At 69.5% G+C, this 10687-nt stretch carries 9 protein-coding genes and 1 rRNA gene; 4 read left to right on the forward strand and 6 right to left on the reverse strand.

Annotated elements, in window-relative coordinates; all coding sequences use genetic code 11:
• The first annotated feature begins 6 nt into the window (after positions 1 to 6).
• The 3 genes from RBS60_RS16010 (at position 7) to RBS60_RS16020 (ending at position 2716) form a co-directional block, all read left to right on the forward strand.
• A complete protein-coding gene (locus tag RBS60_RS16010; RefSeq protein ID WP_307958586.1) occupies positions 7 to 531 on the forward strand; it encodes a nuclear transport factor 2 family protein in 525 nt (174 codons plus the stop codon).
• Entirely contained in the window at positions 528 to 1460 is a 933-nt protein-coding gene (locus tag RBS60_RS16015; protein WP_307958587.1) for an NAD(P)H-binding protein, read from the forward strand. Before RBS60_RS16010 ends, RBS60_RS16015 begins: the two co-directional genes overlap by 4 nt.
• Before the next feature lie 263 nt (positions 1461 to 1723).
• Positions 1724 to 2716 carry a hypothetical protein gene (locus tag RBS60_RS16020; RefSeq protein ID WP_307958588.1) on the forward strand — a complete coding sequence of 331 codons (993 nt, stop codon included), beginning with the start codon at positions 1724 to 1726 and terminating at the stop codon, positions 2714 to 2716.
• A 19-nt stretch (positions 2717 to 2735) separates the two neighbouring features.
• On the opposite strand, the gene RBS60_RS16025 is transcribed toward RBS60_RS16020, so the two are convergent.
• From RBS60_RS16025 to RBS60_RS16035, 3 genes are all read right to left on the reverse strand, one after another.
• Positions 2736 to 4865, reverse strand: a complete 2130-nt coding sequence (locus RBS60_RS16025; protein WP_374049296.1) for an NHL domain-containing thioredoxin family protein — start codon at positions 4863 to 4865, stop codon at positions 2736 to 2738.
• 41 nt (positions 4866 to 4906) lie between these two features.
• On the reverse strand, positions 4907 to 7051 hold the full coding sequence (locus RBS60_RS16030) for a cytochrome c oxidase assembly protein (protein WP_374049297.1): 2145 nt from the start codon (positions 7049 to 7051) through the stop codon (positions 4907 to 4909).
• 110 nt (positions 7052 to 7161) lie between these two features.
• A complete protein-coding gene (locus tag RBS60_RS16035) occupies positions 7162 to 7446 on the reverse strand; it encodes an HU family DNA-binding protein (protein ID WP_307958590.1) in 285 nt (94 codons plus the stop codon).
• 228 nt (positions 7447 to 7674) lie between these two features.
• On the opposite strand from RBS60_RS16035, the gene RBS60_RS16040 reads away from it, so the two are divergent.
• Positions 7675 to 8571, forward strand: a complete 897-nt coding sequence (locus tag RBS60_RS16040) for a phosphotransferase (RefSeq protein ID WP_307958591.1) — start codon at positions 7675 to 7677, stop codon at positions 8569 to 8571.
• Positions 8572 to 8590: 19 nt separating this feature from the next.
• On the opposite strand, the gene RBS60_RS16045 is transcribed toward RBS60_RS16040, so the two are convergent.
• The 3 genes from RBS60_RS16045 to rrf form a co-directional block, all read right to left on the reverse strand.
• Positions 8591 to 9391 (reverse strand): ABC transporter permease subunit, encoded by an 801-nt coding sequence (locus RBS60_RS16045; protein WP_307958592.1) that lies wholly within the window; start codon positions 9389 to 9391, stop codon positions 8591 to 8593.
• Positions 9357 to 10307 (reverse strand): ABC transporter ATP-binding protein, encoded by a 951-nt coding sequence (locus RBS60_RS16050; protein ID WP_307958593.1) that lies wholly within the window; start codon positions 10305 to 10307, stop codon positions 9357 to 9359. Before RBS60_RS16050 ends, RBS60_RS16045 begins: the two co-directional genes overlap by 35 nt.
• A 115-nt stretch (positions 10308 to 10422) precedes the next feature.
• Positions 10423 to 10539, reverse strand: a 5S ribosomal RNA gene (gene rrf, locus RBS60_RS16055).
• Positions 10540 to 10687: the final 148 nt, after the last annotated feature.

The following is a 10687-nucleotide window of genomic DNA, read 5'->3' on the forward strand; positions in this document are numbered from 1 at the left end:
CGCACCATGGACGCGCAGAGCCCCTTCGAGGCACTCCCAGCAGGCCCGGTCCGTCGGCTCTTCGAGTCGATCAGCCAGCACGACCTCGACGGCATGGTCGCCTGCTTCGCCAAGGATTACGTCAACGAGACGCCAATCCACCCCGACCGTAGCTTCACGGGCCGCGAACAGGTCCGGAAGAACTGGTCGACCATTCTTGCGGGCCTCCGAGACCTGCAGCCCTACGTTGTCCGCGCCACCACGGCACCCGACGGCATGGTCTGGGTCGAATGGGGCCAGCGGGGCACGAGGCCGGACGGCGTTCCGGTCGCCTTGGCCGGCGTCTCGATCTTCACGCTCGACGCCGATGCTATCGCCGCCGTCCGCTTCTACCTCGAGCCTGTCGAACGCGAGAGCGGGGACGTCAACGCCAACGTCCACTCCATCGTGGGCCAGATCCCAGCGACAGCCGCGGCGGGCAGTGCGTCCGCGTCAGGCGCCTCCGTGTCCAGTAACGCGTCTGGCGATCCGGTGGGAGGCGGGCGGCCGTGATCCTCGTCGTCGGCGGCACCGGCAATCTGGGCCGCGAACTCGTTCCCGCCCTCGTCCGAAGGGGCGATCAGGTCCGTGTGATGGCGCGCGGCGCCTCCCGGCCGTTCACCGCCGCAGCGGCTGACAGCGGGCCACACGGCGCCGGACCGCGGGAGACCGGGCCAGACAGCACCAGCACAGGCGGCGCCGTGGAGCTGTTCCGCGGCGACCTCGCCTCGGAAGCGGACTGCCGGCGCGCCGTCGAGGGCTGCGACCAGGTGGTCTTCGCCGCGTCGGGCTTCGGCATCCCCAAAGCCGATCCACGCGCCGTCGACCGCGACGGCGCCGTGCGGCTCGTGCGCGCGGCTGCTGAGGCGGGGGTTGAACACGTCGTCATGATGTCGATGCACGGCGCCGCCGCGGACGCCCCCATCGAGTACCTGCGCTGCAAGGCTGCCGCTGAGGAGGCTGTGCGCGGGTCGGGCATGAGCTGGACCATCGTGCGGCTCGGCGCCATCCTCGAGCAGCGGCTCGCCATCATGGGCGCAGGCCTCGAGGCGAAGGGCAGAGTGCCGGTGTTCGGCTCAGGGGCCAGCCCCGTCACGTTCACGTCCGCGCGGGACGCCGCGGCCGTCGTCGTGCGTGCGCTCAACGACCCCGTGCTGCGGAACCGTGTCATCGAGTGGGGGTCCGAGACCCTCACGGCGAACGAGGTGGCCGACGCGCTCATCGCCAAGGCGGGCCGCGGGTCCGTGCGGCGCATCCCGACGCCGGCACTGCGCATCATGTCCGTCGCGGCCAAGCCATTCTCAGCGTTCCTGGCCCGCGTGGCCGGCGCCGGGGTGTGGGAAGACTCCGGGGACGAATCCTTCGATCCGGCTGCGGCGCGCGCGGAGTTCCCCGACATCCCCATCACGAGGCTCCGGGAGGTCGTTGCGTCGCAAAGCTGACCACGGAGGCGCGCTCGACGGGGCCCTCGGCACGGGACTCCGTGCCATGGTCCGCTCGATGGGCACGCAGTCCGGGCGCGAGATCATGCGCAGCGTGTTCGGCACCGCGCCGAAGCGCCGCCGGGAGGGACCAGAGACCCCGCAGTGCACCGACCAGAGACCCCGCAACCTCCGGGCCCCGTTGAGGAGTCTCTGGCGACCCGTTGAGGGGTCTCTGGCGCCCCGCTGAGGGGTCCCAGGCGCCTGCCCGGTAGGGTGGGCGGGTGCATCAGACCAGTCCCGCCCTCCGCCGCATCGCCGTGGCGTGGCTCCTGGCCCTCGTGCTGGCCATTGTCGCCTCGGTCCTGGCGATCACGGCGGTCAAGAACGCGGTGGCCGGCCCCGCCGACCCCGTGCGGGCGTATATCGGCGCCCTGCAGGCGGGCGACGGCGGCCGCGCCCTCGGACTCCTGCACACGACCGTCCCTTCAGGAAGTCCCGCCCTCCTCGACGGCGCCCCGCTCAAGGACTCGATGAGCCGGATCAGGGACATCTCCTACGGGACGGCGAAGGCCGACGGCGACCACGCAACTGTCGCGGTCCGCTTCACGGTGGAGGGGGAGGCCCACGAGAGCCAGTTCGCGGTGGACCGGACGGGCACCGACTGGCTGTTCTTCCCGCGCTGGTCGATCTCCCCCACGAGCCTCCCGGCCCTCACCGCAACGGTGGTGAATTCGACCCGGGCCACCATGAACGGCATGTCCGTGAACATGCCAGAAGGACGCAATGCGTTTCCCGTGTTCTTCCCCGGCTCGTACGTGGGCTCGCTCGACGGAGCCCAGTTCGCCGCAGAGCCGCGCGCCGTCGTCGTGAGCGGTCCCGGAGCGACGGCTCCGCTGAACCTGGCCACGAAGGCGACCCCGCAGCTCCTCGGCGCCATCGAGGCGAAGCTGCACAGCTACCTCGACGACTGCGCGCGGACCGCGACTCAGCAGCAGCGGCTCCAGCCGAACTGCCCGTTCTCCCTCGCGACCAACACACGCATCCAGGACGGGACGATTGCGTGGAGCGTGTCGGCATACCCGACGGTCTCGGTCGAGCCCTTTCAGGGCAGCTGGACGATCGCGCCGCTCGCGGGCAAGGCCGAGCTCAAGGCAGTCGCGATCGATCTGTTCACCGGGGCCAAGTCCCCAGTGGACACGAAGGTCGACTTCAGCTTCAACGCGCGCCTCGACGTGAGCGACGCCGCGATCACGGTGACGCCGCAGCTCAAGTGAGCCGGCTCGGCGGAGCCTGTCAGTCCATGCCGCGCAGGTCAAGCGTGAGCGCGGCGTCGGCGCCGTCCTGCAGCATGACCGGGATGCCCCAGTCCTGCTGGTACAGGTGGCAGGCGGCGTGGTCGGGGATCTCCTCGCCGGGTGCGCCGTCGCACGCGGCAGCGCGTGCGGTGATGTGCAGGACACCCTCGGCGACCACGGGATTGAGCTCGAGGGTCCGTGTGAGGCCCTGGGCCGTTCCCGTGCCGCCGACGAGCAGCTCGGCCGGAGTCGACGAGATCTTGAGCTGCGTCGGATCGCCCCAGCGGTTGTCGAGCTTCTGCCCGGTCGGGGCCGCGAAGCGGACCGTGAGCTCGAGCGGGCCCGCCGGCACGGCCGTCTTGGGCCGCTGCGTCTGGCGCTCGCCCTCATCGACCTGCTGGGCGTCCTTCGGGATCGGCACGAGCACGAGCTCGTGGCGGTTCGTCTCGGTCACCAGGAGGAGCGGCTCACCGTTGCCTTCCGTCGTGGAGGTGACCACGACGACGTCAGCCGGCTCCGCGAGACCCCGTGCGAGCGTCGAGACGGTCTGGCTCGAGGGCTCGTAGCGGCGCACGGCGCCGTTGTACGTGTCCGCAATGGCCACCGAGCCGTCGGGCAGGACCGCGACGCCGAGCGGGTGCTGGAGCCGCGCAGTGGCGGCTGCGCCGTCGCGGAAGCCGAAGTCGAAGAGGCCTTCTCCGACGGCTGTCTCGACCGTCGCACTGCCGTCCTCCGCGAGCTTCACGCGCCGCAGCGCGGAGGTCTCGGAGTCCGCGACCCAGATGTCGCCGGAGGGGTCGACCGCGAGTCCGGACGGCTGGGCGAACCAGGACTGCGGGCCGGGGCCGTCGAGGAGGCCCTCGAGGCCCGAGCCCGCCAGGATCGCCACCGCGCCCGTGAGGGGATCGAACGTGAAGATCTGGTGCGTGCCGGCCATCGCGACGACGACCTTCTGCAGCTTCTCGCTCCACACCACGTCCCACGGCGAGGAGAGCGAGACGTTCGTGCCATGGCCGAGGTAGCCGATATCCTCGGCGTCGCCGGCGTAGACGTCGTGAACGGACGCGCCGGAATCCTTCGGGGCGCCGTCGTGCGCCGAGCCATCCGCAGAAGCTGACGTGGAGGCGCTCGCCCAGGTTCCGGCGCCGTTGCCGTCGACGCGGGCGGGCCCGGCGTCGAGGAGCCGCTGGATGCCATTGCCGGCCACGGTCTGGACGTAGCCCGAGCTGAGGGTGACGCCACGGAGCCGGTGGTTCACGGTGTCGGCGACGACGGCCTCGTACCCGGTCTGCCACGCGATCGACGCTGGCAGCACGGCAACTCCCTGCGGCTCGTTGAACTGCGCGACCTCGGCCTGGCCGTCGAGGAACCCCTTCGTGCCGGAGCCGATCACCCGCTCCACGGTCGTCAGGTCAGGACGGACCTCGACGAGGCGGTGATGGCCCGTGTCGACGACGAGGTAGTTGCCGCTGTCCAAGGGCACGGTCTGGCCCGGGAAGCGGAAAGTTCCGGCGGTGGGCTCGGGAGCCACGTACGGGCCGTCGCCGCGGTGCAGCGTGCCCTTGGCCTCGTGCTCGGCGACGAGCTCCTCCACGAGGACCCCGAGGCCGCCCGCGTGGCCCTCGCCGGAGAGGTGGGCGACGATGTAGCCCTCGGGGTCGAGGACAACGAGCGTCGGCCAGGCGCGGGCGGTGTACGCCTGCCACGTGAGGAGCTCGGGATCATCGAGGACGGGATGGTGGATCTCGTAGCGCTCGACGGCGGACGCGAGGGCCACCGGATCGGCCTCGTGCTCGAACTTGGGCGAGTGCACGCCCACCGTGACGAGGACGTCCTTGTACTTCTCCTCGAGCGGGCGCAGCTCGTCGAGTACGTGGAGGCAGTTGATGCAGCAGAACGTCCAGAAATCGAGAAGGACGATCTTTCCCCGCAGCGCCTCGAGGTCGAGCGGCTTGCCGCCGGTGTTGAGCCACGCGCGGCCGCCGAGCTCGCTCGCCCGGATGCGCCGAGCAGCACGCACGGAACCGGCGCCAAGGGTCTCGGCAGCGGACGAGGTATCTGTTGACTCGGCGGTCACGGGCACTCCTTCGGTGGACGTCTCAAACGCGGCTACTAGCGCCAACCCCATTATCCCGGGCATTGTTCCGCGCATGACGCCGCGTGACCCGGCTACTGCCCCCGGGTCTCGTCGCGCTCCTGAAGGCGGCTGAACATGGCGTTGTAGGCCACGAGGTCGGCGTCGTTGTCCCGGTCTGCCGCACGGTCGCTGCGGCGGGTCTCGCGGGCGTCCGACCTGGACCACATGATGGCCACGCCGATGGCCACGAACAGAGTCGGAATCTCGCCGATGCCCCATGCGATGCCTCCGCCGGTCTGCTGGTCGACGATCGCGGACTCACCCCAGGGGCGCCCGAGGTTGCCGAAGTACGTCGGTTCGAAGAGGATCGTGGACCCCATGATCGCCACGCCGAAGAACGCGTGGAACGCCATGGTCGCGAGCAGCACCACGAGCCGCATCGGGTAGGCGAGCCGACGCGGCAGCGGGTCGGAGCCGATCATCGTCAGCACGAAGATGTACCCCGTGAGCGTGAAGTGGAGGTTCATGAGCTCGTGGCCCACGTGATCACGCATCGCGTACCCGAACAGGTCGGAGTAGTAGAAGAGGACGATCGATCCGGCGAAGTTCGCGGCGGCGAAGAGCGGGTGGGTCATGAGCTTGGACCACCACGAGTGCACGAACACGAGCAGCCATTCCCGCAGGCCACGGCTGCCGTCGCGGCGCGGCGCGAGGGCCTTGAGCGCGAGCGTCACGGGCGAGCCGAGCACGAGGAACAGCGGGGCCACCATGGTGAGCATCATGTGGTCCACCATGTGCGCCGAGAAGAGCACGCGCCCATACACCGCGGGCGGCCCGCTCGTGATGTACGTCAGGAACGCCAGACCCGTGAACCAGGACAGCGCCCGAAGCCACGACCACGAGTCGCCGCGCCGGGCCACCTTGACCATCCCGAGGATGTACGTCGCCGCGCCGAACACGGCCACCGCGACCCACAGCCAGTCTGCGCGCCACTCGGTGATCCAGCGCGACGCCGTGAGCTCGGGTGGGAGCTCGTAGCCGCTGAGAATGAACCCGGGCGAGGCGTCCGCAGCGTATGTGGTCGGCTCCGGCGGGGCGGACCGGGAAAGCGCGACGGCGAGCCCGGACACGGCGCCCATGACTACGGCCTCGACGCCGATCAGCTGCCACAGGACGCGGCGCGCCGACGCACCGCGGCCCAGCTGGGGGATGACCCACTGCCGGTGCATGAAGCCGATCCCGCCGAGCACGATCGCGAGGGTGGCCTTGGCGAGGATGATCTGCCCGTACGAGGAGGTGAACAGATCGCTCAGGTGGGGCAGCCGGATGAGCGCGTTGATGACACCGGACGCCACGACGAGCACATAGGCGAAAAGCGCGAGCGCGGAGAACCTCCGCAGCGTCGTCTCGGTCGCGTCTGAAGCCCCGGGGAGGCGCACAGCGCCGCGTTCCCCCTTCCCGCCGGCGAGCGTGCGGCCGAGCAGGGCGAGAACCGCGATGCCCCCGACCCACAGCGACGCCCCGATGAGGTGAAGGAAGAGGGAGTTGATGGCGCCCTCGTGGTCGTTCGAGCTCGCCGAGTGTCCGATCAGGGCCATGGGCGCCAGCCCGATGACGGCAAGGAGCCCGGTGAGCGCGAGCCCTGTGAGGGACCGGACAGCGAAGAGGAGCGTCGCGACGACCGCCGCGATGATCACCGTGACGAGCCAGGCCCGCCCCACGTCGAGGCTCGTCATGTAGAAGACGAGCTGCTTCGTGTAGTCGGCGCCGCCGGAGATCGGCTGTCCCACGATGTCAGAGTGCGTGAGGATCAGGACGGCGATCGAGCTGAGCGTCCAGGCGATGGCTCCGCCGGTGGCGATCTTCAGGGCCCGGGTGAAGGCGGGATGCTCATCGGCGCCGTCGGCCTCGCGTGCGGGGACGTCGTCGGCCGCGCGGTGCGAACGCTGGGGTTTGGGGTGCCGCGGGAGGATCACGACGGCGAAGGTGATCCCGCCGATGACCAGGGCCAGCGAGAGGTTGAGCACCGTCTTCGCGATCGGCAGGCCCCACCGCACGAGCGTGCCGGGATCGAGGACCTGCCGTGCCCCGGCGGCGCCCGAGAACAGCAGCGCGGCCACGAGGGCCAGAATCGCCGCGGCCAACGCGGCGACCGACCATCCCCGCGCGAGAGCCGGTTGTCCCGTCGCGGCGGCGGGCGTCTCGGCGGCTGGACGGACGGAGGCAGATCGAGGCACCAGTCCATTGTCCCCCACCGACAGCGTAGCGGGCGCCGCCGCCCGAGGCCCCGAGACGCCAGAGGGGGCAACGGCGCGCGGCCGCTGCCCCCTCTGTGGTCTGGGAAGGCCTACTTGCCGGAGGCAGCAGCCTTGAGCTTGGAGCCAGCCGTCAGCTTGACGCTGTGGCCGGCCGGGATCTCGATAGCGGCGCCGGTCTGCGGGTTGCGGCCCGTGCGGGCTGCGCGCTCGGTGCGCTCGACGGCGAGCCAGCCCGGGATGCTGACCTTCTCACCCTTGGAAACGGAAGCCTCGAAGACCTCGAACAGTGCGTCGAGCACACCGTTGACTGCAGCCTGGCTGAGGCTGGTCTTGCCGGCAACTTCTGCGACCAGGTCGCTGCGGTTCTTAGCCATGTGTCCTCCTGGACGTTCGGGTTATTCATACCAGCCCTTCAGCGGGTGCGATGAGGGCTGCTGTTACGGCAACTTACCAGCTATCACGGCCTCGGCCAGCGGATTTCCGCGTGTTTTCGCGGTTTTCTGGCGAATTTGGACGTCTGGGCACTCCATCTCATCCAAAGTGAAAGTATCGGTATCAATTGTGCCGTGGCGGGTCGTCCCATGGACCGCTAGCGTGGGGAGGTGCCCGCGCGTATGCCGCTCTCCCCCACCCAGTTGGCCCTCGTGGACGCGTGGTTCGGGGAATGGGAGCTCAGGGACGACCATTCGTGGGGCATCCAGGGCATCCATGTCCTGCGGATAGCCACCGCGCAGGGCGACGTCTCGGTGAAGGCCTCGGAGGCGACCCACCACATCGCGCGCGAGGCGCGCGCGCACCGTCAGATGACGGGGCCACTCCTGGACCTCGAGCCAGCGCGGACCCCGCGGATGCTCCACGCCGATGTGCGCGCCGGGATTCTGGCCGCGACCTGGCTGCCCGGCCAGCTCGTCGAGGGCGGCCCGCACGCGTACTCCGCCGAGGCGTTCCACCAGGCAGGCGAACTCCTCGCGTTGGTGCACGTCCCTCGCGAGCAGACGAACAGCTACGATCCGGCGGCTCTGAACAAGGCCGTGGACTTCCTCGGGCGGGCGACGGACCTCGCCCCCGCAGAGCAGCTCCGCGCCGTCGGGCGTGTCATCGCCGGACATGAGTCCGCGCCGCGCTTGCTCGTCGCGACCCACGGCGACTTCCAGCCCCGCAACTGGATCGAGCATGGCGACTGGTCGTCTGGGCAGGGCCTGATCAGCATCATCGACTGGGGACGAGCGGGCTACCGGCCGTGGGTGACGGATCTCGTTCGGCTCGAGCATGGCTGCTTCCAGCCCCGCCCTGACGAACCGGCGCACGACGCCGCGCAGCTGCGGGCGGCGTTCTATGCCGGCTACGGCCGCGACCCAGCCGAAGAGCCCGAGTCGTGGCGCCTCGACAACCTTCTCCAGGCACTGGGCACGATCGTATGGGCGCACGAAGTCGGTGACCCAGCGTTCGAGGACGAAGGCCGCAGGATGCTGGCCCGCGTCGTCGAGTGGTTCGCCTAGCCCCTTCCTGGCGATCGAGCTAGGGTGCTGTGTCGCGCCGCTGGAACCACGCGACGGCCAGCCCGAGCAGGACCGCTGCCGTACCGAGGGCGATTCCCACGCTGGGCCAGTCGAGTCCGTTCGTGAGCGGATCGTGGCCCACGTACTGGTAGAACGGCGAGTACTTCTGCGCCGGTTCGAGCCAGTCGACCACCGGCCCGAGGCCGTTGACGAGGTATGCCACGACGGCGAGGGCTGCGGGGATACCCTTGCTCAGACCCGGTTTCCCGGTCGCCGCGGAGAGCGCGAGGGCAAGAGACCCGAAGACGATGCCGAGCAGCGCTAGATGAGCCATGGCTGCGGCGATCTTGTCGGCGGGCAGGACGAGGTCCACCCAGCTGCCCTCCACGACGAGGGCGATTCCGGCGACAGCGGCGAGGAACGCCGTCCCGATGACCATCGCCCCGGCCTTCTCGAGGACCACGCGCCCACGGCTCACGGGCTCGGCAATCAGCAGCTCGAGCGTGTGGTGCTCCTCCTCGCCCGCGATCGCCCCGGCGCCCATCCCGATCGCGTACATGAGGACCACAATCGGGGCCATGAAGGAGAGAAGTTCTATCTGGATGTAGCCCGTGGGGGTCGACATGTCGGCGGCCTGTGTCGCGAAGAGATTGCGGAAAGCCTCGGGCATCTGCTCAAGCAGATCGTTCATGGACGGCTGGCCCTTGATGCTCGGCCAGAACGCTGCGTACATGCCCATGAGCACGACGAGGCCAGCGCCCCAGGCCAGCAGGGCCCGCCCTTGGTCACGAAGCGTTTTGAGCAGCAGGCTGGCCAGCATCGGACTCGCCTCCGTAGTAAGTCAGGAACATCTCGTCGAGTTCGGCCTCAGCGCATTCGAAGTCGATGACCGTGTGGGCGGTGACCCGCCTGAGCAGTTCGTCGAGTGCCGACTGCGGCGCGCTGCAGCTCAGCGCCTGCCCCTCGACGGTGACGTCGCGGACCCCGGGCACGCAAGCAAACTCCTGGGCGCGCACGTCGTGGGCGAACGACGCCCGCACATGGTGCAGCGACTTCCCACTGAGGTCGGCGAGCCTCTCGACCGCCACGAGGCGGCCTTCACGCACGACGCCGATCCGGTCGGCTACGCGTTGAACCTCACCGAGGATGTGGGAGGAGAGGAGGACGCTCCCCCCGCTCTCGGTATGCTCACGAAGGAGCGCGTGGAACTGGCGCTGGACGAGGGGGTCAAGTCCGCTTGTCGGCTCATCGAGAACGAGGAGCCGCGGTCCCGACATGAGGGCAAGGACGATCGCCAGCTTCTGCCGGTTGCCGCGCGAGAGGGTTCTGGTTCTCCGGTCAAGGTCGAGCCCAAGCCTGTCCGCCAGGGCCTTCGCTCTGGCCCGGTCATCGCGGCCGCGGAGGTGCCCGAGGTACGCGATGTGCTCGTGCCCCGTCAGGCGCGGATAGAGCGAGGGCTCTCCCGGAACATACCCGACCAGACGGTGTACGCCTACTGCGCTGGTCCACGTATCGAGGCCGAAGACGCTGGCCCTTCCTGCCGTGGGCCGGATCATGCCCAGCACGAGACGGATCGTGGTCGTCTTCCCCGCGCCGTTCGGGCCGAGATAGCCGAACACCTCGCCCGGCCCGATCTCCAGAGAGACGCCATCGAGAGCGAGCGTGCGGCCGAACCGCTTGCTGAGGCCCTCGAGAATCAATGGATGGTCCGAGCGGACCGAATCCGATGACGGCATGGGCCCAGTATCCGAAGGGCGACTGCCCGAACATAGGGCCAAAGGTCGGTCAACTTGGATTCGGTTAAATGCAGTGGGGCCCCGACGTTGTTGTCGGGGCCTCACTGTGATGGTTGTCCGGCGGTGTCCTACTCTCCCACACCCTGGCGGGTGCAGTACCATCGGCGCTGTGGGTCTTAGCTTCCGGGTTCGGGATGGGTCCGGGCGTTTCCCCCACGCTGTGGCCGCCGTAACCCTTGCTCCGCGCGCCCGCGCCTTTTCCGTGGCGGGGGTGGGGAAGTGTGTGGTCACGGTGTTCCGTGAGTCGTTGTTCGGTTGTGGGTGTTGTGCTGTGGTTTCCCTGGGGTTTGTTGTCTGGGGACCGTATGGTGGACGCGTAG

Origin of the sequence: Sinomonas sp. ASV486 (genome assembly GCF_030908215.1) — a bacterium.
Taxonomy (GTDB): domain Bacteria; phylum Actinomycetota; class Actinomycetes; order Actinomycetales; family Micrococcaceae; genus Sinomonas; species Sinomonas puerhi.

What these genes read in the sequence shown, in the direction of transcription:
- RBS60_RS16010 (WP_307958586.1), top strand. Translation starts at nt 7, where the DNA reads ATGGACGCGCAGAGCCCCTTCGAGGCACTCCCAGCAGGCCCGGTCCGT.
- RBS60_RS16050 (WP_307958593.1), bottom strand. Translation starts at nt 10,307, where the DNA reads ATGCCGTCATCGGATTCGGTCCGCTCGGACCATCCATTGATTCTCGAG.
- RBS60_RS16045 (WP_307958592.1), bottom strand. Translation starts at nt 9,391, where the DNA reads ATGCTGGCCAGCCTGCTGCTCAAAACGCTTCGTGACCAAGGGCGGGCC.
- RBS60_RS16025 (WP_374049296.1), bottom strand. Translation starts at nt 4,865, where the DNA reads ATGGGGTTGGCGCTAGTAGCCGCGTTTGAGACGTCCACCGAAGGAGTG.
- RBS60_RS16035 (WP_307958590.1), bottom strand. Translation starts at nt 7,446, where the DNA reads ATGGCTAAGAACCGCAGCGACCTGGTCGCAGAAGTTGCCGGCAAGACC.